This window comes from Desulfolithobacter dissulfuricans, from assembly GCF_025998535.1.
Classification (GTDB): domain Bacteria; phylum Desulfobacterota; class Desulfobulbia; order Desulfobulbales; family Desulfobulbaceae; genus Desulfolithobacter; species Desulfolithobacter dissulfuricans.
This window is the reverse complement of the sequence record NZ_AP024233.1, coordinates 1,482,728-1,504,884: the sequence shown is the minus strand read 5'-3', so window position 1 is coordinate 1,504,884 and position 22,157 is coordinate 1,482,728. Positions and strand designations below refer to the sequence as shown.

The window sequence follows — 22,157 nt, the reverse complement described above, 5'->3', positions numbered from 1 at the left end:
ACAAAAATACAGATGATAAAGGGATGGTCCTTCGTCATCTTCACAGCATTTATTGTTTATATTCTCCTGCTTAGACAGCTATTCCCGGAAGGTCACAATCGACCGCCGAAGAGTTGATTTTTCAGTCGAGGAAACAAGCCGAGAGGTAAAACCAGCTCTTCCTGTCGACATATTTGCAGTATTTTGCCTGCCGGAAGGTAAAAATTCCGTTTTTTGGACAGACGTGTCCATCCGCCCCCGGTTGTTATTTTTCAACCGGAAGGCCTGATCTTTGAAATAGCGATATAACCTCTCCCGTCTATGAGGTAAGGTTACGTCGGCGTGCCAGTAACAGGGTATAATACAATTCCTCCATGGTTTTGAGAACATAACCGTAGAAATGGTATCGAACCTTTTCCCAGAAGGATCGATTGGTGCGATACAGCTTACGGGCTGCTTTAAACAATGGGCAGCATAGCTGCTGAATCTGATCCACCAGAAAGGCCAGCATCATAAGGTGTACAAACACCTCACTCAAGTGCTGTTTGCCAAGGCCAAAATTATGGCCAAACTGGTACCCCTGGTTCTTCAAGGTGTTGAAGGTCTCATTCTCTATCTTCCACCGGGCCCGGGCACCACGCATGAACTGGTACACATTGTCCGGTGTTACGGACAGATCGGTTATCCAGCTGAAGCGCAACGGCTTCTTTCTCTTGGGATTATCCTCCCAATACTCGACAAAGGTGACCCGGATGTCCTGGTTGCCCTTATTGAGCGGAGCATGGTAGACAATGCGGAAACAGTGGGATATCTCCTCTTTCTTTGTATCGGGAAGAACCAACTCCACTGCCTGACCGTCCTCCACGGCCTGATCAACGTATTCAAAGAGAAACTTATGGTCCCCCTCTTTGACACCCAGGATGTAACGGAAACCCAGTTCCCGCAGGTCTCTGATATGCGGTGCGTTGGAGGCCAGGGAATCCTCGTTGACGATGAACTTCAGGTGAGGATGATCCTGGCGCAGTTTGACCAGCATCCTTCTGACGGCGTTTCGTTCACAATCCTGTTTGGTGGTGCCGTCCTGCTTCCTGATGATCTCCGGACAAAGAGGGATCATCTCCCGGAATCCAGGATGAACAACGGCTGCGCCAACCGCTTGTAAATGGTAGGTTATTTTACCACTGCGGCTCTTCTTTTCCAGGCAGGCCGGAGAATACAGCTTACTGGAAGAAAAATAACCGGTACCGTCCAGGTTGAGCAAGTATCCCTCTTCCATGAAGACCATCTTCTCCAGCACCTTGCCTCGCTGTAACGGACGAAAGGCGTCCTTGAACAGCGGTCTGAGGAGAGTAGGGTCAACCGGGTCGAGAATCTCACGCATGGATGTGTCGCTGGGAATCGTAGCCATGCCGTAGATGGTCTTCAGATTATCGGGGTCGTCGAGCCGTCGGCAATCAAAAGCCAGCAACGACGGATCTTTCAGGGAAAACATGGCAAAAGCCGACATGAGCGTATCGGCCAGCGTATGCTTGACCTGACCTGGACGATGGTCCTTGATTTTTTCAAATCCAGAGCGCATTGTTGCAAACAGAGCATCCGCATTCAGGTCCTTGCGCAACCTGATCTGCTCGATATGTGCGGCTTGTCTGATGCTTGCTTTCACGATTGTTCTGATTTGGTTCGACATGGTCGCCTCCTTGTAAGTTATTGTTTTTCTTACAAAAAGGCGGAAATCGCTAACTCATTGATATGTCAAGAAAAATTTAACATTCACCGTAAAAATTTGCATAAAGTTTACGAAAGGACTTTTGACAAATTGCATTATATCAGGGATTCAGCGTCCTCCGGGAATTGCTGCTGCTTAGAGAGATTACTAAAGTTAAAGAGGCTGAAATATTATTACGTGATCGTGAGAAGAATTATCTGGAAATCTTTAACGCAACCAGCGAAGCAATATTTATACATGATGCCGACAATGGAAAGATACTGGACGCCAACCATTCAGTATCGGACATGTTTGGGTATTCACATGAAGAGGTACTCCAACTGAGTATCAATGACTTGAATTTAGGAGCTTACCCATATTCTCAACAAGAAGCTGTGCACTTGGTCAAGAGGGCTGTCGAACAAGGTCCTCAACTTTTTGAGTGGAAGGCCAGAAAAAAAAGTGGTGAATGCTTTTGGACAGAGGTCGCGCTGAAAAGCTCTGAAGTTGGCGGGCAACGTCGTGTCATCGCAGTTGTTCGCGATATAACCGATCGTAAGCAAGCAGAGCAAGACAAAGAGAAACTTGATATAAAAATCAGGCAAGTTCAGAAAATTGAGGCTATCGGGACGCTGGCCGGAGGCATAGCTCACGATTTCAATAATATCCTGGCAGCTATCCTCGGATATGGGGAACTGGCCCTGAATAAACTGCCAGCCGGTAGTCCGCTTGCCGCTGATATTGAACAAGTGCTCATGGCCGGCACCCGCGCCAAAGAACTGGTGAAGCAGATTCTTACATTCAGTCGCCAGAGCGAACACAATGTTGAGCCAATACAGCTTCATCCCATAATCAAAGAGGCTCTCAAGTTATTGCGCGCTTCCATCCCAGCTTCTATCGAGATCAAACAGGATATCGATCCGAACTGCGGGTCAGTTCTGGCCGATCCAACACAGATACATCAAGTCATAATGAACCTCTGCACCAATGCCTATCATGCCATGCGGGAAAATGGCGGTGTCCTGAGCGTTTCCCTGTTGCCTGTTACAATCGAAAAAAATGACAAAAAAGCAAGCAGTCTGGCCATAGCTCCCGGAGACTATGTTAAGCTCGAAGTTAGCGATACCGGCCACGGCATAGACCAGGACACCTTGGAAAAAATATTTGACCCCTATTTTACCACTAAATCTATTGGAGAAGGTTCCGGGATGGGCCTTTCGGTGGTTCATGGCATCATCAAAAGCATTGGCGGCCATATCATGGCTTACAGTGAACCTGGTATGGGCGCAACGTTCAATATTTATCTCCCCAGGATCAAATATGCCTCTGAGAATCGTGAAATTGTAAACGGGGAATCGCCTCCCAGGGGAAAGGAGAAAATCCTGTTCGTCGATGACGAGGCGACCATTGCGCAAATGGGGCGGCAAATGCTTGAGAGCCTTGGCTACCGGGTGAAGTCGCTCACCAGCAGCCAGGCGGCTCTGGAGGAATTTCAGATTCACCCGGAATATTATGATCTTGTCATCACAGACATGGCCATGCCAAAGATGACTGGTTCAGAATTGACTGAAAAACTCCTTGCCATCAAACAGGATATTCCAATTATTCTCTGCACCGGATTCAGTGAAATGATGAATAAAGATAAGGCAAAATCTATTGGCATTAGAGAATATCTCATGAAGCCTGTAACTATGTTGGATCTAGCCAAGGCGGTAAGAGAGGTGCTGGACAAAAAATAAAAACAGGCCCAGGCAACTGGCATGAATGGATTGCTCTAAGGCTGACCTGTATCTGTTCAAGGAAACAACAGTCTGCCCAGTCAGTTAGCCGGAACTAAAGAGGCTATGAATGTTAGGGAAAACTATAGTTTCAAGAAATAGTCCGTGGCCCTGCACCTTCATTCTGGAGTCCAGCTACTTCATACGTTGAACCTGTGAAGTAAGTACTGGAAGGAATTAGACCTGCATCTGACTTTCCTCGGTTCGCGAACATCAAAATCCCACCTCCCCCCGACTCCCTTCCTCAGCTTTGCCGGTTCGGCAAGCCCCATACCATACAAACTGTCAGCCATTATACTGTACTGATGTATTAAATGAGATGCTTTTTCAAAGAAAAAAGAATACATTCAAAATCAGGAGAAGGTAAAAATGATAGGTTAGAATATAAAAATTGGAGAACCGATAGAACCAGTTGATATTAAATTACTAATTTGTATTTTTTGATAATTTTTTTAATATCAACTAGCAGATTATAATTCTTCCATCACTATTCCGTTCGCGAGTCTTGATTAATACAAACATAAGATATTAATCAGATGAAAAATACTGAAAAAACAGAATATTATTTACCAACAGAAGAAAAGATAAATATCATTTCTCATGCAATAGGTTTTATTTTAAGTATTGCTGCTTTGGTGCTTCTAGTTACGCATGCAATTATGTACGGGACTGCCTGGCACATTATTAGTTTCAGTATTTTTGGCACAAGTCTAATCATATTGTATATTGCCTCTACTCTTTACCACAGTGCCAAGAATTTAGACCTGAGAAATAGGCTAAAAATCATCGACCATGCATCAATTTATATCCTAATTGCTGGAACTTACACTCCTTTTACGCTTGTTACTCTAAATGGTACAATAGGTTGGGTTATTTTCGGCATTTCCTGGGGGATGGCTTTAACAGGAATAATTTTAAAACTTTTCTTTACCGGAAAGTATGATTTACTTTCAACCATCATGTATGTATCAATGGGTTGGGTTATCATCTTCGCGATAAAACCATTAATTAACAATTTACCTTTAGATGGTTTCCTATGGCTTTTGGCCGGAGGAATATCATATACAATAGGTGCAGTCTTATACAGCATTAATAACATAAAGTTCAACCACGCCATCTTCCATGTGCTTGTTTTAATCGGCAGTTTCAGCCATTTTATGGCGGTGTTCTTTTATGTTTTACCAAGTGAATAAATAATCATCTGTTCTTTTGGGCGCACCAATTTGAAAAGATAGTGAATCCACTTTCATCCTTACCTGATAAACGCTGAACCTGCCGGACTCTATCGCAACATCCTACATGCCAAAAGCATGCAGGCTGAGCAACAGCAGGGTGTAACTGAGTGCTGAAAATCCGGTGGCCATCATCACGATTGTTCCCGCAAGTTCCCCGTCAGCTCCCATCTGGGACGCCATGATATAGGTGGCTACCGCAGTCGGTGCACCGGCCATGAGCAGGCCGATGGCAAAATCCAGCCCGGTAATACCAAGCAACAGCATCAACGCTGCTGTTATCAGCGGCAACAGAACCAACTTCATGGTTGTGGCAAGAGCTGCCATGCAGAAATCACCTCGCAGGTTTTTCAGAGAAAAACTTCCGCCGATTGAAAGGAGTGCCAGGGGCAGGGTCATTCCGCTGGCAATGTGGAGTGACCGGTCCAGGATTGTGGGGATGGGCAGTTCGAAAAAACTCCAGAGAATCCCAACCAGCGAGGCAAGGATGAGCGGATTGACAAGGATCATCTTTACGATTTCAGGATAACCTGTACGCTGGCGCCGCTGGGGCAGAATAAGGGCCAGGATGGCGAAAAAGTTCAGAACAGGCACCAGAAAACCAAGCAGGATTCCTGCCCTGGTCAGACCGGCGTCACCATAGCCATTATAAACAATAGCCAGCCCGATATAGGCCAGGTTTCCCCTGAACGATCCCTGGCAGAACACCCCGTGAACCGCAGGAGGAAAGTCCCTCCACTTCCCGTACAGATAGGCAAGGACAAAGCAGCAGCCAGTGGCCACACTGGTAGCCAGCACCAGCTGCGGGTTGAAGTTGACGGAAAAATCCGCCTGGCCGATCTTGTAGAAAAGCAGCAGCGGCAGGCAGACATAAAAAACCAGCCCGTTGACCTGGGTGATGAAGAGATCATCCACCAGCCCGAAGCGGCGGATGCCATACCCCAGAGCGATGACCAGAAATACCGGCAAAACGATTTCAATAACCTGTCCCATGGACCGTGGTTCTACCTGAAAAAAATGGCTCTCTCCAGCCTAAAGTTCTGGCAAATAAAATCAGTAGCGCTATCTATGAGATTCAAGCTTTCTCGACTCCTCGACGTTTCGAGTGGATTTGGTATATTTTGTGACCAAATCCACTCGAAACTGTCTGAGGTGTCAGGATGAACAGTCGTGACATTATCAGTCTTGGACTTGGCCTGGAAGCCCCCTGGGAAATCAAGGGACAGATTCTGGACACGGAGAAGGTTCCCTATGAACTGCGCCTCACCATCAAGGCCGACCGAGGAGCGAAGTATCCTTGCCCTGTCTGTGGAGCCATGTGCAAGGCTCGTGATTTCAAGGTGAAGACGTGGCGGCATCTGAATTTTTTCCAACATCACTGTTACATCACCGCTCCTGTCCCCAGGATTCGTTGTGAACACCATGGTGTGAAACAGATTACCGTACCCTGGGCTTCCAAAGGCAGCAAGTTTACCCTGCTTTTCGAGCAGGCGGCCATGGTACTTGTCCGTGACAAGCCGGTACTCACCGCCGCTCGGATTCTGGAGATGAAAGACAAGCGGTTGTGGCCGACCACCAGGGAAAGGCGGAGAATGTGGTCGAGGTGGTCTCCGATATGTCCGGAGCCTTCATCTCCGGCATAAAGACCCACTTCGTCAACAGCAATATTACGGTGGACAGGTTCCATGTGGTCCAGTTGTTCAGCAAGGCAGTGGACGAGGTGCGCCGCAAGGAAGCAAAGGAAGTACGCATGCCCCGGGCTGCGAGATGGGCTACTCTCAAGGCAGCGGAAAGCGACCTCACGGAAAAGCAGCTTGATGCGCTGGCAGAGCTTGAGGCCATGGACCTGCACACAGCCGAAGCCTGGCGCATCTGTTAATGACACTCCATATAGAGCCACTTCATGATCACCTTAATCGGGCCACCCGATGATCGCCGTAATGGAGCCACCTGATGATCACGCTAATTGAGCCACCCCGTGATCATCATAATCGAGCCAGCCGGTGATCAGGTTAATCGAGCCACTTTACCGGTCGTAACCGGTTCTCGGACTCCCTGACAATCTGGTATATCTCTGTGGAACAGAGCACTATCGTTTCCAGGGAGGTGTACCAATGGCCAACAGGAGGTTCGAGATGTTCCAATACCGTCAGATCCTTGCCTACATGCGCTCCGGCCAGTCGGATCGCCAGATTGCCAAAGCCGGTCTCATGGGACGAGCCAAAGCTTCGGAATTCCGTCGTATCGCAACGGAAAAGGGCTGGCTCTCCCCAAAGAGGCCTTTGCCGGATGACCACACCCTGGCTGCAGTTCTCAAGCGTCCCCGGCGCCCTGCTTCAGGTTCCATTCTGGCGCCCTACCACGAGAAGATCAAGTCCTGGCACAGGCAGGGAATCTCCGGCACCACCATCCATCAGGCACTGGTACGCGATCATGGTTTTTCCGGCAGTTATTCAGCGGTACGCCGGTACCTGCAGCAACTGAAGAATGACTCGCCAGAGGCCACGGTCATGCTCGACTTCAAGCCGGGCGAGGTGGCCCAGGTCGACTTCGGCAAGGGGCCGAAAATCACGGATACGACCACCGGCGAGGTGTTTTCCACCTGGTTCTTTGTCATGACCCTGGCCTTCAGCCGGCATCAGTATGCCGAGATCGTCAGGGACCAAAAAATACACACCTGGCTTGGCTGTCACCGACGGGCCTTTGAATTCTTCGGCGGTATCCCGAAAAAGGTGGTGGTCGACAACCTGAAGTCCGCCATCACCAGGGCATGCTGGCGGGATCCCAGGATCCAGCGTTCCTATGCTGAACTGGCCGAAGGCTATGGTTTCCTGGTCTCGCCCTGTCCGCCCAACGAGCCAAGGAAAAAAGGCAGGGTCGAGGCCGGAGTCAAGTATATCAAGCGCAGCTTCCTGCCTTTACGCCGATTCAGAAGCCTTGGTGATGCCAACCGCCAACTGCGCGAATGGATCATGGAGAGCGCCGGCAACCGTGTCCATGGCACTACCAGGCAGAAGCCGCTTTCCCTCTTTGCAGAAGCGGAAAAACACCTGCTCAAGCCCCTGCCGGCCAAGGTGCCGGAGCTGGCGGTCTGGTCTGCACACAAGCTGCATGGCAACTGTCATCTGCAGTTTGAAAAATGCTTTTACTCGGCACCCTACAGGCTGGTCCGCAAACAGCTCTGGGTCAAGGCCACGGAAACGACCGTCAAGATCTTTCACGATCACGAACTGGTGGCGGTTCATCCCCGGAAACACAGGCCCGGCGAGAAATCGACCATCATCGGTCACCTGCCGCCCGATGCCGTGGCCTACCTGATGCGTGACCCGCAATGGTGCCTCAGGCAGGCTGGTGTAACAGGCCCCAACTGTTTACGTCTCATCGAGTCTCTTTTCGCTCACCGAGTCCTGGACAATCTCAGGGCTGCCCAGGGAGTCATCGGCCTTGCCGGGAAGTATGGTCAGGTCCGCCTGGAAGCCGCCTGTCGGCGTGCTCTTTTCTTTGACAGTCCAAAGTACATCACGGTCAAGACCATCCTGGCAAAGGGGCTCGATCAACTGCCCGACGATCCCGTTCCCACACCCCTGCCGGCAACCTATACCGGCAAAGGACGTTTTCAAAGAACATGCTCGAGAGTGGTCACAACCTCTTCGTCCAAGGAGGACTCGATATGCATCCCATGCCCGAACTGATCCCCATGCTCAAGCAGCTGCGCCTCTCCGGGATCATGGATTCCCTGGAGATCCGGAACCGGCAGGCGATCGATGAAAAAATGGCCTATACCGACTTCCTCGCCCTCCTTATCCAGGACGAGGTGGCGCGCCGTACGCAACGAAAATTCGACATGCGGATCAGGCGCGCCGGGTTCCGCAATCAGAAAACCCTGGAGGATTTCGACTTTTCCTTCAATCCCGCCATCAACAAGGCCCAGGTAATGGACCTGGCCACCTGCCGTTTCATGGAGGAAAAGGCCTGTGTCCTGATCGTGGGCCCCTGCGGCACCGGAAAGAGTCACATCGCCCAGGCACTCGGCCATTGCGCCATCCGGCTGGGTCGTGATGTTGTCTTCACGACCCAGACAAAACTGCTCGGTCAGCTCCAGGCCGCCCGGGCCACCAACACTTACGACCGGCGCCTGAATACCCTGGCCAAGGTCGACCTGCTGATCATCGACGATTTTGGACTCAAGCCTCTCCGCACACCCCAGGACGAGGATATCCACGACCTGATCGGCGAACGGTATGAACGACGTTCGACCATCATCACCAGTAACCTGGATCTGTCCGAATGGCGTGACGCCTTTCCCAACAAACTGCTGGGTGCAGCCACCATCGACCGCATACGCCATGGCGCCTATTGCGTGGTCCTCGATGGCAAAAGTTACCGGACCACAAAACCACTGCCAAAACCCCAAAAAAAGGAGGTGGAAAAAACAGAAAAATCGTCTAAAAATTAACCACGTTCGAGAGCCCAAAATGACCACCTGAAAGTGGCCTCATTAACCCGATCATGGATGGCTCCATTAGGTGATCATTAACAGCATCAAAGAGCTACTTCGCTGGGTTCGCCGAGCAACGAATCTGCGGGCGGCCAGATGGCGGCTGACCTGGTTTTTGAATCTGGCCAATGAGCTTTGCGATGACAAAAAACTGTTGGCTCCGGAGAGAAAGGCGCTGCGCACAGTGGAAAAATACCGGGAGGAGATTCTTGCCAGGTGGATATCAGAACATAGCAATGGACGCATAGAGGGCCTCAACGGAATATTCCAGGCCGCCAAGGCGCGGGCTCGTGGATACCGAAACGATGAGACATTCATTGCCATCATCTATCTTCTCGCTGCTCCGTTACTGAACCTGCTGAAACCTACATGAAATGACGAAGAGCAGTGAACATGATCATTCAACGCAATGATCTCTCCGCCTTGCTGCTCAGTAAATGCTCGAAGACAAAGTTCAACTTCTTTCGCTACATCACCAACAGGTACTTTGAAACGGCTTTTGGGAACAAAAACTATATAATATTAGCAGCGCCATATCGCTTGTGACAACTTACGAAAATGGCTTACTCCCTTACTCCTATTGCTGCGGGCGGAGATAACTCAGCTTCGGTTGTAGTAATGAGTCATTCATACGGCAAAGCCTATGAACTTCGACTTGGCCTAAGACCAAGGGTTTATATGATAGACTAAAAAATTTATGGAAATCAAAAAGCATATAATATGTGCCATTTCTGCATGGATAGTTCTAGTCACCTCATCCTTCACTCTGAATTACACCAAAGCAGTAAAAGAACAGAGAAGGATTGCTACAAAGACAGCAAAAAGTGTTTTCGACATTATCATTACGACTCGCTTGTGGAACGCAAGTCACGGCGGAGTATATGTAGCTGTTGATGAAAAGACGCAACCAAATAAATACCTTAAAGATCCAAGGAGAGATATTAAAGTTAATGATAAATTAAAACTGACTAAAATAAATCCTGCTTTTATGACAAGACAAATTTCTGAATTTGCCCAGAAAAAAGAAGGAATCTTATTTCATATCACAGGACTTAAACCAATCAATCCTCAAAACAATCCAAATGAATTAGAAGAGCAGTTTTTAAAAGAGTTCGAAAAAGGTGCAAAAGAGAGGGGTATATTTCTTAAAAACGAAGGAAAAACTTATTATTTTTACATGTCCCCTTTAAAGGCTAAAAAAGAATGTCTCAAATGCCATGCCTGGCAGGGCTACAAAGAAGATGACATTATTGGATCTATTAGCGTTACATTGCCCTTTGTGATGAGAATACCATTTGCACATTTATTAATTGGACACATAATTATCGGAATATTTGGGTTATGCGGAATTATCATAGCCGGAAATAAATTGAACAACGCATATAACACATTAAAAAAACAAGCTGTAATTGATCCATTAACGTTACTCCCAAACCGCCGCAGTTTATTTGAACATCTGTCTATAGAATATAGAAATTGCCAAAGATACAATCAACCCCTATCAATAATAATGTTCGACATTGACAACTTCAAAACATATAATGATACCTATGGCCACGTTAAAGGAGATGAATGTTTAAAAAAAGTTGCACAAACGATAAAAGAATCACTCAAAAGACCCGGTGATTTTTGTGCTCGTTATGGTGGGGAAGAATTCGTTGTTCTTTTACCAGATACATCCCTTGAAGGAGCACTGCATGTAGCCGAAAGGATACGATTAAATGTAAAAAATCTGGAAATACCACACAAAAAATCACCAACACAGTCGGTAACACTAAGCCTTGGAGTGGCAACGACAGATGGCAACACTGCAATATCTCAAGACGAGTTAATCAAATGCGCTGATATAGCTTTATACCAAGCGAAACAACGTGGTAAAGATCAGGTACAAGCTTACAAAACATGATGAATACTAATCATCCTGTGTCCGAGCCTGATGCACATCTGCCTTACATTAACAATAACAACATGACTTTTGACATCTAATTTGTATGATAAATCCACTTACGGCTTCTATCATTTTATTATCCTCGGAGTTACTTGCGGTTTCATTGCATCATGAAATCGTGGCACTGCCTAACTACGCAACACCAACCTTACTCCTATGCGCTTCGTAACCTTGCCAACCACCAGCTGAAAACTGGTGGCTGGCGAGTTGTAACATGGACCTGATTCTCCCCGAAAAAATTCTCTCCTTCTACTCTATATAGTTGGTATCTGAAACCAATAGAGTTATCTATGGATATGGAGGAAACCTATTCCATGGATTTAGATAGACTCTTCAGGGGTAGATATCATGAAAGAAATAAAGGTTACCGGCAAGCAGCCCAATTCCAGAATGTGTTTTGTCTGCGGGCTGGAAAACAGGTTTGGCCTGAAAAGCCGGTTTTATGAGCTTGAATCCGGGGAGTTGCTGGCTATTTTCAGGCCTGCCACCGAACACCAGGGGTATCCTGGCCGATTGCATGGAGGACTGGCGGCAACCATTCTTGACGAGACCATTGGCCGGGCCGTCATGATCTCCTATTCGGATAATATCTGGGGTGTGACTGTGGATTTTTCCATGCGGCTCAGAAAACCGGTCCCACTAAACGAGGAAGTACGGGTCCTTGCCCGTTTAACAAAGGATGGTAAGCGATTTTTTGAAGGAAGCGGCGAAATTCTGCTTGCTGACGGCGCGATTGCGGTTGAAGGCAAGGGCCGCTATCTGAAGATAGACATCAACAAGATTACCGACCTTGAGATGGGGGAAGACGAATGGCTGGTCACCCCCATGCCCGATGATCCAGAAACCATTGAACTGTAACCGTTGAGATCGGTCAGAGGCAGATACAGACGAAAAGAAAAATCAAGGACTGCGAACCGGTCAGGGAAAAAGAATGGACCGCCGGGTTAGCAATCCCCTGGCGGTCCAGAGCGGTGGGACAAAAAACGTCTGGAATCAACCTGCCCTATCGCGGTTTTTTCCTCTTGTTTTAAAACAGAATCCGGCCAGACCGGCCAGGCCGGTGCCAAAGAGCAGCATTGTTGCCGGTTCAGGTACCGGTGCATTATTGCTATAGATAAAGGCGCCTCCATGGCCGGTGATGATCTGGGAAACCTCGCCGGAAAACGAGGATGCAACCGTCAGGTCGAAACCGTTGAGATCAATGGCACCGACTCCCAGAAACTCGAGTTCATCCACCACCAGGTCGTCCATCAGGACAAGGGTCAGGCCGTCGGCAACGTTCAACCCTCCAAGAACAAAGTCGTCGTCCAGGTCAAGAACATTGCCGTTGCCCTCGTCATCCGATGTGCCGGTCATTTCTATCAACACCGATCCCATGTCAAATCCTGCATAACTATCTGCGTCAAAAAGCAGGTCATCACCAACAGACAGTATGGCCGTTTCGTTGAAGACAATAGTGCTCGTCCCTGTGACCGAGAAATCACCACCAATATTCATGAGAGGATCTGTCCCGCCCAGCATGGAATCTATGAGAATAAAATCGCCCGATTCGTTGTAAATACCTCCATTGAGTATGAGTTGCCCGTTATTTTCGATCAGGGTGGTGTTACCTGTCACATTGAGCGTCGAATCAGTCTCTTCAAAGACCCCTCCGTTAATGGTGTTCAGGGACTCTGTTGTCAAGGTAGTGTCGGTAACGTGCACCAGGCTGCCAGTCCCGTCCACAGTGACCTCTCTTGTATCCACCACGCTTGAATCGGTCTGGACCTGCCCGCCGGAAAGAACAGTGATTCTTTGGCCGCTATCCGGGGCTCCGACGTTGACAAAATTATTTCATCTGGCCAGGATATATCATCGGAGCAATTTATTGCCTTACAAGGAACGCGGGCTCACGACCTGTCAAAAATATCGAAAATCCGGCTTGTTGGAAATATCCGCGATTACGAAAAAACGACACTTGATGACAACCACCATACCTGACCGAAAACAGGCGGCCGGAAAGAGGCGCCCTGGCTACCCGAAACAGAGGCCGCAGTCAGGGCAGGTGGTGGTGGTTGTCGGGAAGTTGCAGCCGCAGGCCGGACAGGTGGCCTTTTCCGCACCGACATTGAAGACCGCGTCCACATGGCTGGTGTCATGTTCCTCGAGGCCGGTGGATTCCACGTAGTCGCGGGCCAGGAATTCCATCACTTCCTGCATGTCTTCCGACCGGACATGGAGAATCAGGTCGGTGCCGCAGCACCCCTTGCCACAGGAACCCGCGTTGTCCTGCAAGGCCAGGGAAGGAATTCCCTCCCGCTCCAGTCGCACCTGAAGCTGCTTTATCTCGATCACAGAAGCCTTGCGGACCGGCACTATCTCGTCATCCGGGCCGATTTCCATGGGTCGGTTCGACCGCTTCCGGTTTTTCTGCTCCTGCAAGGCCTGCATCTGTTCGCCGGTGAGCAGCTCCACGTTGCAGCTGGCGCAGGTGGTGATGTCGGCCCGGTATTCATCGTGGCACTGGGGACAATACTTCAGCTCAGGGTCTATAATAAGCTTCATGTTTTCTTTTTATCTTGTTGTTTTATCGTATATGACAACTATTAATCCTACAGGATATATCGGCTCAGGTCTTCATTTTCCGAGATGTCGGCCAGCTGCCGGCGCACATATTCCCGGGTGATGATAAACTCCTCCTCGCCACGGTCCGGGGCGTCAAAGGAAACCTCGTCCAGAACCCGCTCCATGATGGTGTGCAGCCGTCGGGCCCCGATGTCCTCGGTCTTTTCATTCACATCCACGGCAATGCGGGCCATCTCCCTGATTGCCTCTTCCTCAAAGACCAGCTTGATCCCCTCGGTGGCCATCAGGGCGATGTACTGCTTGACCAGAGCATTCTGCGGCTCGGTCAGGATACGGAAGAACTCCTCCTCCCCCAGGGCATGCAGTTCCACCCGGATGGGAAAGCGGCCCTGCAGCTCCGGTACCAGATCCGAAGGCTTGGCCAGGTGAAAGGCCCCGGAGGCGATAAAAAGAATATGATCGGTCCGGACCGGTCCATACTTGGTGGTCACTGTGGCCCCTTCGACAATGGGCAGGAGGTCCCGCTGTACCCCCTCCCGCGAAACCTCGGGCGAACTGGACCCTCCGCCGCCGCGGGAGGCGATCTTGTCGATCTCGTCCAGAAAGATGATTCCGGACTGCTCGGTCCGCCGGATGGCCTTTTCGACCACGGTTTCCATGTCGATGAGTCGCTCGGCCTCTTCCTTTTTCAGGAGTTCCAGGGCTTCGGGCACCTTGACCTTGCGGCGCTGCTGCTTTTTCGGAAAAATCTTTGAAAAGGCATCCTGCAGCGACGACTGCATGTCCTCCATGCCGGAAGAGGAAAAGACCTCCACCATGGGCATGGACGGAGTGGCGGAGACCGCCATTTCAACGGTCCGATCGTCAAGCTTGCCCTCGCGCAGCATCTGGCGGAACTTTTCCCGGGTCGAATACATGGCGCCAGCCTGACCGTTGTCACCGGCCGTATCCTGGACCGCAGGTTCTCCCGAACCCAGAGCAAAGATATTGTTGTCAGCCCGGGATGGGGGCGCTGCAGGCGCCGGGCCGGACGGCAGCAGCAGATCGAGAATCCGCTCCTCGGCCATGGCCGTGGCTTTTTCCGCCACCCTTTCCTGCTCTTCCTTGCGCACCATGTTGATGGCCAGCTGGGTCAGGTCACGGATCATGGACTCCACGTCACGGCCCACATACCCCACCTCGGTGAACTTGGATGCCTCCACCTTGATAAAGGGCGACTGGGCCAGATTGGCCAGACGGCGGGCGATCTCGGTCTTGCCCACGCCGGTGGGTCCGATCATGATGATATTCTTGGGCGCTATCTCCTCGCGCAGGGGCGGAGCCACCTGCTGCCGCCGCCACCGGTTCCGCAGGGCAATGGCCACCGAGCGCTTGGCCTCGGCCTGGCCGATGATATAGCGGTCCAGCTCCCTGACCGTCTGCCGCGGGGTCAGGGAATTTCTTATTTCCTGTTCAGACTGTTCTTTCATATCTTTTCGATAACAATGTTTGAATTGGTATAGACACAGATCGAGGCCGCAATCTCCATGGCGGACCTGGCAATGGACTCGGCATCCATGTCGCTGTGATTTATCAGGGCCGTGGCCGCAGCCTGAACATAGGGGCCGCCGGAACCGATGGCCAGGATACCGTTATCCGGCTCGATGACATCCCCGGTCCCGGACAGCAGCAGCGAGGTCTTGGCATCCACGGCCACCATCATCGCCTCCAGGCGTCTGAGCATCCGGTCGGTACGCCAGTCCTTGGCCAGCTCCACCGAGGCCCGCATCAGGTTGCCGTTAAACTGTTCCAGCTTCTGTTCCAGCCGGTCGTAGAGGGTGAAGGCATCGGCGGTAGCCCCGGCAAAGCCGGTGATGACCCGGTCATGGTAGAGCCGCCGCACTTTCCTGGCCTGATGCTTGATAACCGTGGCCCCAAGGCTGACCTGGCCGTCACCGGCCACCACCACCTCGCCTTTGTGGCGGATGGCAAGGATGGTCGTCGAACGTATCTTTTTCATATCTTATTTCTTTTTCTCTCTCCTGACGGTGCGCTGCATGGTCGGACCGCGGGCGCTTCCCTTCAGGACTGGTTGTTGTCAGTTTTCCGGCTGGCCAGGGGATGGGCCTGGTCGTAAACCCGGTTGAGGTGATCCATATTTATATGGGTGTATTTCTGGGTTGTGGACAGGGAGACATGCCCGAGCAGCTCCTGGACCACCCGCAGATCGGCACCCATCTCCAGCAGATGGGTGGCAAAGGAGTGCCGCAGGGCATGCGGGGTCACCGTCGTGGCGATGCCGGCCCGTTCACCATAACCGCGGATAATCCGCTCCACACTGCGGGCCGTGAGCCGGGTGCCGCGGCTGTTCAGGAACAGGGCCTCCTTCTCGGCTGCCTGCCCCCGGGAAAGCCGCCCCATGATAAGCCCTTCCCGCTGCTTGAACCACCTGCCCAGGGCCTCGGCCGCAGCGTTACCAAAAGGCACGATCCGCTCCTTGTTGCCCTTTCCCCGCACAGTAACCACCATGGACTCAAAATCAAGGTCTGCCATGTTGCGGGAGACAATTTCGGACACCCGCATGCCGGTGGAATACATAAGCTCCATGAGGGCACGATCCCGGTCACCGAACCTGTCCTGGGGCCCGGGTTCCTCGAGCAGGGTAAAGACCTCGTCCACGGTGAGGAAGGTGGGAATATACCTGGCCAGCCGTGGATTGGCAATGCCGGCCAGGGGGTCGTGATCGAGAATACCCACCCGCGAGAGAAAGCGGAAAAAGGTGCGCAGGGCGGAGAGTTTTCTGGCCACCGAGGCACTGGCATTGGTCCCGTAGAGTGACGCCACGAACCGCTGCACCTCCTGGCCGCCTATTTGACCCAGATCGGTCACCGGGCCGACGGTCTCGAGAAACTCCCGAACATCACGGTGGTATCCGGAAACGGTGTGGGGTGAATACCCCTTTTCCACCGTTAGCCAGTTGATGAAAGCTGTTAACTCGTCCGCACCCATAAAACAGGAGTTGAAAACCTTGTAGTTACTGTTTAGTATGTAATTTTTGCCAACGTGTACATGAACACGCCGGAACATGGGCTCCGTTATTTAGCCTCTTCCCCAGTACTGTATCGGGAAGACAACACATTTCCGACATCCATACTAAACGCGATACACCGCTCCTGCAACCCCGGGTTGCAAGGCTGTCTGCATATGGCTCAAAAAACCTTTGAAAGCGCCCTGCGGCGCCTGGAACAGATCACCACTGAACTCGAAGAAGGTGAACTGCCGCTGGAGAAGAGTCTGAAAAAATTCGACGAAGGTATCTCCCTGGTTAGCTTCTGCAGTGAAAAACTGGAAGAAGCCAGGTTGCGGGTGGACCTTCTCCTCAAGAAAGACAACAACCTGACCACGGTTCCGTTTGAGGACGAGGTGGACGACGGGGGCGGGGCCTAGCGTGTTGGCTTTAGCGGACCGAACCAGCTCTGATCCGGCAGGATTATGCTTATTATGAACGCACCAGGAAAACAGCAGACCCGACTGCTGGACAACATAGATTCACCGGACGACCTGCGCCGTCTCGGCCTGGACGAACTCACCGACCTGGCCCGGGAAATCCGTGAAACCATCATCCAGACCGTCGCTACCACCGGCGGCCACCTGGCCCCCTGCCTAGGCGTTGTCGAGCTCACCCTGGCCCTGCACTATGTCTTCAACACGCCGGAAGACAAGCTGATCTGGGATGTGGGCCACCAAGCCTATGCCCACAAACTGATCACCGGCCGGAGGGAGAGGTTCCACACCCTGCGCCAGCAGCACGGTATCTCCGGGTTTCCCAAGCGCAGCGAGAGTGAATACGATGTGGTGGAAACCGGCCACAGCTCCACCTCCATTTCCTATGGTCTCGGCCTGGCCACGGCCAAGGATCTCAAGAAGGACCGGTCCAAGGTCATTGCCGTAATCGGCGACGGCTCCATGACCGCCGGGCTGGCCTTTGAAGGACTCAACCAGGCCGGCCACCTGGACAAGGACCTCATTGTCATTCTCAATGACAACGAGATGTCCATCTCCCCAAACGTGGGGGCCATGTCCAGCTTTCTGAGCCGCAAGCTCACCGGCAAGACCATGACCCGGCTCAAGCAGCACCTTGAAGAACGGCTCAAGTCTCTGTCCTCGGTGGGCGAGAACATCCTGGCGGTCCTGAAAAAGAGCGAGGAGAGTCTCAAGGGATTCTTCACCCCGGGCATGCTGTTCGAGGCCCTGAAGTTCGAATACATCGGCCCCATCCCGGGTCATGAACTCGATGCCCTTATCGAGACCCTGGAAAATGTACGCGAACATGGCCAGGGGCCGATCCTGGTTCACGTGCTGACCACCAAGGGCAAGGGATACAAGCCGGCCGAGGAAAAGCCCGGCAACTATCACGGGGTCGGCCCCTTTGATATCGCCACCGGCAAGCCCAAGCCCTCGTCCGGGCCCATCTCCTATACCAAGGTTTTCGGCAACACCATCTGCCGCCTGGCCCGGGAAGATGAGCGAATCACGGCGATTACCGCCGCCATGCCCGCCGGAACAGGTCTTGCCCCGTTCAGCGAACAGTTTCCCGACCGGTTCTTTGACGTCGGTATTGCCGAGCAGCACGCGGTAACCTTTGCCGCCGGACTGGCCATGGAAGGGCTCAGACCGGTGGTAGCGGTCTACTCCACCTTCATGCAGCGGGCTCTGGACCAGGTTATCCATGACGTTTGCCTGCCGGACCTGCCAGTCATCTTTGCCCTGGACCGGGGCGGTGTGGTCGGCGATGATGGCCCGACCCATCACGGCGTATTCGACCTCTCCTTTCTCCGCTACATCCCCAACCTCACCCTCATGGCGCCCAAGGATGAGAACGAGCTCCAGCACATGCTCTATTCGGCCGTCAACAGTGAAGGCCCCATGGCCATCCGCTATCCCCGGGGCAGCGGTGAAGGGGTGGAGCTTGATTCCGAGTTCAAAAAAATCGAGACAGGCCGGGGCGAACTACTCCGCGAGGGCAGCGATGTTCTGCTGCTGCCCATCGGCAACCGCGTCTACCCGGCCATGGAAGCCGCAGAGGGGCTGGAAAAGCTCGGCGTCAGCGCCGCAGTGATCAATCCCCGGTTTGTCAAACCGCTGGACAAGGACCTGATCAGCCTTTGGGCGGAAAAGACCGGCCACGTGGTGACCATCGAGGATAATGTCAAGAAAGGCGGGTTTGGCTCAGCGGTCCTCCAGCTTTTCAGCGAAATCCACCTCCAGGTGCCGACCAGGATCCTCGGCTACGGCAACAAGTTCATCGAGCATGCACCCCAGCCGGTCCTGTGGAAAAACTCCGGCATCGACGCGCCTGGAATCATTAAAGGTGCCCTGGAAGTACTGCAGCAGACAAAAAAATAGGTGCTCCCGGAAAGTAACTCTCCGGAAACACCTTAAATCCCCACATGAAACGTCGAAGAGCCCAATTTCATAAAACGATCAGCCCATACGACTGCAGAGCGTAACGGATTTATCGCTCCTGGCTGCTTTTGCCCCTTGACAACCGGGGGACCTCCATGGGCTAAGCATTGTGAAGTTCACGAGTTGATCACAACTTGCTCTACCCTGTTTCTGCCGCCCTCTTTGGCTTTATAAAGGGCATGATCAGCGGCATCAATAACCAAGCCTGGATCAGTCCCTTTTTCAGGAACAACTGTGCAAAAACCAACACTTATTGTTACCACATCTGCGACTTTTGAGAAGCTATGAGGAATCTGTAATTCCTCAATTGACCGCCGACAGTTATCTGCCACAAATTCCTCTCCCCCGTATCGAGCAACAAGATCACCAGGACGATTAACCAGGCCTTTGAGCTTTGCTGCGACCTTTTTCAAACATTCGTCACCTTCAAGATGACCGTAGTTGTCGTTGGTAAGCGCAAAAAGAACCGCATCTTCAATAACACGGTAAGTTCTGCCATACTGTCAAGCAACCATGATACCTATTCACAGGAGGTTGCGTATGAGCAGAAAGAACGAGCAGGTAAATGATGCACTTGGCCAGCACCACTGGCAGGCCCATGTAAAAGCACTTGATCGGAGCGGTCTGAGTCGGGCCGAGTACTGTCGCCGGAGGGGAGTATCCTACCATGCCCTGACCTACTGGTGCCGAAAGCTGGGCCGCACCGATGGCAATCAGGAGAGGAGACTGGTTCCCGCCGGTGTTTTACATGGTGCCTGCCGGACTCGTGTCCAGAGAGGATCTGCTCCATTGCGGATTACCTGCCTGCCCGGCAACCTGACCGTGGAAGTGGAAAACGACTTTTCGCCTTCTGCCCTTTCCAGGTTGCTGGCGGTCCTGGAGCAGCGATAATGTTTTTTCCCGCAAGTTCTGTCCGGGTCTATATCGCCCCGGGTCCAACAGACATGCGCAAGTCGATCAACGGGTTGTCCATTCTGGTTGCCGAGGAGCTGGAACTGGACCCCTTGTCCGGTCATCTGTTCGGATTCTGCAACCGGAAGCGGGATATGGTCAAGGTGCTCTACTGGGACAGCAACGGATTCTGCCTGTGGCACAAACGGCTGGAAAAGGATCGGTTCAGCTGGCCGCAGACCGAGGCAGAGGTTCTTGCCATCAGGGGTCGGGAGCTGGCCTGGCTGTTGGATGGCCTGTCCCTGGACCGATGCCGTGGCCATGAAGAACTGCGCTATGAATCGGTGGTGTAAAGCACGTTTTTTACATAAAAATCTTGAAAAAACAGTATGATATGTTACATATACGTCTATGAAAATAGACGTATCCACATTACCCGAAGACAGCGAACAGCTCAAGCAGATCCTGATTGAGGTCCTTGAGCGCCATGACCGGGAAACCAGTATCCTGCACGAGCAGATCCGCCATCTGAGGGCCTTGCTGTTCAGTCGCACGAGCGAAAAAACTCCTGTTGTTAACAACAAGGTCCAACTGCCCCTGTTCGATATGCCCGAGCCTTCGGAGGTGGAGCCTGCCGACCCTGGGGTTGAGGTCGCTGGTCATACCCGCAGGAAGCGCGGCCGAAAGCCTCTGCCCGAGGATCTTCCCCGGGTTGAGGTTGTCCATGATCTGGAGGAACAGGACAGGATCTGTGGCTGTGGCTGCGAGCTGACCCGCATAGGGGAGGAGGTGTCCGAGCAGCTCGATATCGTTCCGGCCCGGGTGCAGGTGATTCGTCATATCCGTCCCAAGTATGCCTGCAGGAACTGTGAAGGCGTGCAGGACGAGGGGCCGACAGTAAAGGTTGCTCCGCCGCCGGCACAGATTATCCCGAAGTCCATTGCCACGGCTGGGTTGCTGGCCCATATCCTGGTGGCAAAATTTGTTGACCACCTGCCGTTTTACCGGCAGGAAAAGCTGTTTGCCCGCATTGGGGTGGAACTGTCACGTGCATCCATGTGCAACTGGGCCATGCAGGTGGCCAAAGCCTGCCAGCCCCTGCTCAACCTGCTCCAGGAGGAAGTTCTTGCCGGGTCTTATATCCATGCCGATGAGACCACGGTCCAGGTCCTGAAGGAGCCGGGCCGAAAGCCGACGTCAAAATCCTACATGTGGATCTTTCAAAGGGGAGATCCCGACAGGCAGGTGTTGATCTATCAGTACCATCCGACCCGGAGCGGAGATGTGGCCAGGAACTTCCTCGATGGTTTCAGGGGATACGTGCAGACAGACGGCTATTCCGGTTATGATTTTCTTGACCAGGTTGATGGGATCCGACATGTCGGCTGCTGGGCACACGCACGACGTAAGTTCAAGGATGTGGTCAGGGCTCAGGGCAAAAACAGAAAACGCGGCAGTGCGGACAAGGCACTGGGTTATATCTCCAGGCTCTACAGCCTGGAAAAGAAGTGGAAGAAAACAGGGCTTATCCGGGAGGAGATCCATCGGCTGCGCCAGGAACAGTCCAGGCCGATCCTGGATGACTTTTACAGATGGCTGGTGAAAAGATCCTCCCAGACACCGCCCAAGGGGTTACTCGGCCAGGCCATTTCCTACTCCCTGCGCCAGTGGGATCGTCTTGTGGGCTACCTGGAAGATGGGAGGCTGTCCATGGACAACAACAGAGCAGAAAACAGTATCCGCCCCTTTGTAGTCGGCCGCAAGAACTGGCTCTTTTCAGGTACTCCGGAAGGAGCAGAGGCCAGCGCCCTGATCTACAGCCTGGTCGAGACAGCCAGGGCCAATGGACAGGAGCCTTACAGCTACCTGCGCTACATCTTCGAGAAGATACCCCTGGCTGCCACCCTGGAGGATTGCGAGGCCATGCTGCCGTGGAATATTGATCCCAGGCAGTTGATCGGCCAGTTAGGTGGGGATTAATTTGCGGTTACTTCAAGATGACCGTAGTTGTCGTTGTACAATTTAAAAAAATCAATCACTGCTGTCTCATAAAATTACATAAAAAATCAAACAAATAAGGGCCCGGAAATCTCTTTGTGGTATAATGAATTTGCTA

Annotated in this window: 22 protein-coding genes; 14 read left to right on the top strand and 8 right to left on the bottom strand. The window is 52.0% G+C overall.

The window, feature by feature from the left end:
- Positions 1–298 precede the first annotated feature (298 nt).
- Positions 299–1,642, bottom strand: coding sequence for a transposase (locus tag GF1_RS06695; RefSeq protein ID WP_267928758.1), 1,344 nt, complete (start codon positions 1,640–1,642; stop codon positions 299–301).
- Positions 1,643–1,830: 188 nt separating this feature from the next.
- Here GF1_RS06695 and GF1_RS06690 point away from each other — a divergent pair, with 188 nt between their 5' ends.
- Together GF1_RS06690 and trhA are read left to right on the top strand one after the other, a co-directional pair.
- A complete protein-coding gene (locus GF1_RS06690; protein WP_267928847.1) occupies positions 1,831–3,423 on the top strand; it encodes a hybrid sensor histidine kinase/response regulator in 1,593 nt (530 codons plus the stop codon).
- A 575-nt stretch (positions 3,424–3,998) separates the two neighbouring features.
- Positions 3,999–4,655, top strand: coding sequence for a PAQR family membrane homeostasis protein TrhA (gene trhA / locus GF1_RS06685; RefSeq protein WP_267928845.1), 657 nt, complete (start codon positions 3,999–4,001; stop codon positions 4,653–4,655).
- A 102-nt stretch (positions 4,656–4,757) separates the two neighbouring features.
- Here trhA and GF1_RS06680 read toward each other — a convergent pair whose 3' ends face one another.
- On the bottom strand, positions 4,758–5,687 hold the full coding sequence (locus GF1_RS06680; protein WP_267928844.1) for an AEC family transporter: 930 nt from the start codon (positions 5,685–5,687) through the stop codon (positions 4,758–4,760).
- Positions 5,688–5,854: 167 nt separating this feature from the next.
- Between GF1_RS06680 and GF1_RS06675 the strand changes: the two genes are divergently transcribed.
- From GF1_RS06675 to GF1_RS06645, 7 genes are all read left to right on the top strand, one after another.
- Positions 5,855–6,337 carry a helix-turn-helix domain-containing protein gene (locus tag GF1_RS06675; RefSeq protein WP_267928843.1) on the top strand — a complete coding sequence of 161 codons (483 nt, stop codon included), beginning with the start codon at positions 5,855–5,857 and terminating at the stop codon, positions 6,335–6,337.
- Positions 6,310–6,573 (top strand): transposase, encoded by a 264-nt coding sequence (locus GF1_RS06670; RefSeq protein WP_267928842.1) that lies wholly within the window; start codon positions 6,310–6,312, stop codon positions 6,571–6,573. The genes GF1_RS06675 and GF1_RS06670 overlap by 28 nt, the downstream gene beginning before the upstream one ends.
- Before the next feature lie 256 nt (positions 6,574–6,829).
- On the top strand, positions 6,830–8,386 hold the full coding sequence (gene istA, locus GF1_RS06665; protein WP_267928841.1) for an IS21 family transposase: 1,557 nt from the start codon (positions 6,830–6,832) through the stop codon (positions 8,384–8,386).
- Positions 8,365–9,150, top strand: coding sequence for an IS21-like element helper ATPase IstB (istB, locus tag GF1_RS06660; RefSeq protein ID WP_267926634.1), 786 nt, complete (start codon positions 8,365–8,367; stop codon positions 9,148–9,150). The genes istA and istB overlap by 22 nt, the downstream gene beginning before the upstream one ends.
- A gap of 70 nt (positions 9,151–9,220) precedes the next feature.
- Complete coding sequence (locus tag GF1_RS06655) at positions 9,221–9,565, top strand: transposase (RefSeq protein ID WP_267928840.1); 345 nt, start codon at positions 9,221–9,223, stop codon at positions 9,563–9,565.
- Positions 9,566–9,889: 324 nt separating this feature from the next.
- Complete coding sequence (locus GF1_RS06650) at positions 9,890–11,098, top strand: diguanylate cyclase (RefSeq protein WP_267928839.1); 1,209 nt, start codon at positions 9,890–9,892, stop codon at positions 11,096–11,098.
- A 390-nt stretch (positions 11,099–11,488) separates the two neighbouring features.
- Positions 11,489–11,998 (top strand): PaaI family thioesterase, encoded by a 510-nt coding sequence (locus GF1_RS06645; RefSeq protein ID WP_267928838.1) that lies wholly within the window; start codon positions 11,489–11,491, stop codon positions 11,996–11,998.
- Between the two features lie 135 nt (positions 11,999–12,133).
- On the opposite strand, the gene GF1_RS06640 is transcribed toward GF1_RS06645, so the two are convergent.
- From GF1_RS06640 to xerA, 5 genes are all read right to left on the bottom strand, one after another.
- On the bottom strand, positions 12,134–12,865 hold the full coding sequence (locus GF1_RS06640) for a PEP-CTERM sorting domain-containing protein (RefSeq protein ID WP_267928837.1): 732 nt from the start codon (positions 12,863–12,865) through the stop codon (positions 12,134–12,136).
- A gap of 288 nt (positions 12,866–13,153) precedes the next feature.
- Positions 13,154–13,684 carry a zinc ribbon-containing (seleno)protein DG gene (locus GF1_RS06635; RefSeq protein WP_267928836.1) on the bottom strand — a complete coding sequence of 177 codons (531 nt, stop codon included), beginning with the start codon at positions 13,682–13,684 and terminating at the stop codon, positions 13,154–13,156.
- Between the two features lie 47 nt (positions 13,685–13,731).
- Positions 13,732–15,174: an ATP-dependent protease ATPase subunit HslU gene (gene hslU, locus GF1_RS06630; RefSeq protein ID WP_267928835.1), complete on the bottom strand. Its 1,443-nt coding sequence runs from the start codon at positions 15,172–15,174 to the stop codon at positions 13,732–13,734.
- Positions 15,171–15,704: an ATP-dependent protease subunit HslV gene (gene hslV, locus GF1_RS06625; protein ID WP_267928834.1), complete on the bottom strand. Its 534-nt coding sequence runs from the start codon at positions 15,702–15,704 to the stop codon at positions 15,171–15,173. Before hslV ends, hslU begins: the two co-directional genes overlap by 4 nt.
- Positions 15,705–15,766: 62 nt before the next feature.
- Complete coding sequence (xerA, locus tag GF1_RS06620; RefSeq protein WP_267928833.1) at positions 15,767–16,693, bottom strand: site-specific tyrosine recombinase/integron integrase; 927 nt, start codon at positions 16,691–16,693, stop codon at positions 15,767–15,769.
- Between the two features lie 195 nt (positions 16,694–16,888).
- Between xerA and GF1_RS06615 the strand changes: the two genes are divergently transcribed.
- The gene (locus tag GF1_RS06615; protein ID WP_267928832.1) at positions 16,889–17,131 is read left to right on the top strand and encodes an exodeoxyribonuclease VII small subunit; all 243 of its coding nucleotides are present in this window, start codon (positions 16,889–16,891) and stop codon (positions 17,129–17,131) included.
- Between the two features lie 45 nt (positions 17,132–17,176).
- The gene (dxs, locus tag GF1_RS06610; RefSeq protein WP_267928831.1) at positions 17,177–19,090 is read left to right on the top strand and encodes a 1-deoxy-D-xylulose-5-phosphate synthase; all 1,914 of its coding nucleotides are present in this window, start codon (positions 17,177–17,179) and stop codon (positions 19,088–19,090) included.
- 176 nt (positions 19,091–19,266) lie between these two features.
- Here dxs and GF1_RS06605 read toward each other — a convergent pair whose 3' ends face one another.
- The gene (locus GF1_RS06605; protein ID WP_267929114.1) at positions 19,267–19,629 is read right to left on the bottom strand and encodes a diguanylate cyclase domain-containing protein; all 363 of its coding nucleotides are present in this window, start codon (positions 19,627–19,629) and stop codon (positions 19,267–19,269) included.
- 61 nt (positions 19,630–19,690) lie between these two features.
- On the opposite strand from GF1_RS06605, the gene tnpA reads away from it, so the two are divergent.
- From tnpA to tnpC, 3 genes are read left to right on the top strand one after another with little or no spacing between them, the layout of a single operon-like run.
- Complete coding sequence (gene tnpA / locus GF1_RS06600; protein WP_267928754.1) at positions 19,691–20,041, top strand: IS66 family insertion sequence element accessory protein TnpA; 351 nt, start codon at positions 19,691–19,693, stop codon at positions 20,039–20,041.
- Positions 20,041–20,394: an IS66 family insertion sequence element accessory protein TnpB gene (gene tnpB, locus GF1_RS06595; RefSeq protein ID WP_267928830.1), complete on the top strand. Its 354-nt coding sequence runs from the start codon at positions 20,041–20,043 to the stop codon at positions 20,392–20,394. Before tnpA ends, tnpB begins: the two co-directional genes overlap by 1 nt.
- 58 nt (positions 20,395–20,452) lie before the next feature.
- The gene (gene tnpC / locus GF1_RS06590; protein WP_267928829.1) at positions 20,453–22,021 is read left to right on the top strand and encodes an IS66 family transposase; all 1,569 of its coding nucleotides are present in this window, start codon (positions 20,453–20,455) and stop codon (positions 22,019–22,021) included.
- Positions 22,022–22,157: the final 136 nt, after the last annotated feature.

Coding starts and splice junctions, on each gene's coding strand:
- trhA (WP_267928845.1), top strand. CDS start 3,999: ATGAAAAATACTGAAAAAACAGAATATTATTTACCAACAGAAGAAAAG.
- GF1_RS06680 (WP_267928844.1), bottom strand. CDS start 5,687: ATGGGACAGGTTATTGAAATCGTTTTGCCGGTATTTCTGGTCATCGCT.
- GF1_RS06675 (WP_267928843.1), top strand. CDS start 5,855: ATGAACAGTCGTGACATTATCAGTCTTGGACTTGGCCTGGAAGCCCCC.
- GF1_RS06670 (WP_267928842.1), top strand. CDS start 6,310: ATGTCCGGAGCCTTCATCTCCGGCATAAAGACCCACTTCGTCAACAGC.
- istA (WP_267928841.1), top strand. CDS start 6,830: ATGTTCCAATACCGTCAGATCCTTGCCTACATGCGCTCCGGCCAGTCG.
- istB (WP_267926634.1), top strand. CDS start 8,365: ATGCATCCCATGCCCGAACTGATCCCCATGCTCAAGCAGCTGCGCCTC.
- GF1_RS06650 (WP_267928839.1), top strand. CDS start 9,890: ATGGAAATCAAAAAGCATATAATATGTGCCATTTCTGCATGGATAGTT.
- GF1_RS06645 (WP_267928838.1), top strand. CDS start 11,489: ATGAAAGAAATAAAGGTTACCGGCAAGCAGCCCAATTCCAGAATGTGT.
- GF1_RS06635 (WP_267928836.1), bottom strand. CDS start 13,684: ATGAAGCTTATTATAGACCCTGAGCTGAAGTATTGTCCCCAGTGCCAC.
- hslU (WP_267928835.1), bottom strand. CDS start 15,174: ATGAAAGAACAGTCTGAACAGGAAATAAGAAATTCCCTGACCCCGCGG.
- hslV (WP_267928834.1), bottom strand. CDS start 15,704: ATGAAAAAGATACGTTCGACGACCATCCTTGCCATCCGCCACAAAGGC.
- xerA (WP_267928833.1), bottom strand. CDS start 16,693: ATGGGTGCGGACGAGTTAACAGCTTTCATCAACTGGCTAACGGTGGAA.
- GF1_RS06615 (WP_267928832.1), top strand. CDS start 16,889: ATGGCTCAAAAAACCTTTGAAAGCGCCCTGCGGCGCCTGGAACAGATC.
- dxs (WP_267928831.1), top strand. CDS start 17,177: ATGCTTATTATGAACGCACCAGGAAAACAGCAGACCCGACTGCTGGAC.
- tnpA (WP_267928754.1), top strand. CDS start 19,691: ATGAGCAGAAAGAACGAGCAGGTAAATGATGCACTTGGCCAGCACCAC.
- tnpB (WP_267928830.1), top strand. CDS start 20,041: ATGTTTTTTCCCGCAAGTTCTGTCCGGGTCTATATCGCCCCGGGTCCA.
- tnpC (WP_267928829.1), top strand. CDS start 20,453: ATGAAAATAGACGTATCCACATTACCCGAAGACAGCGAACAGCTCAAG.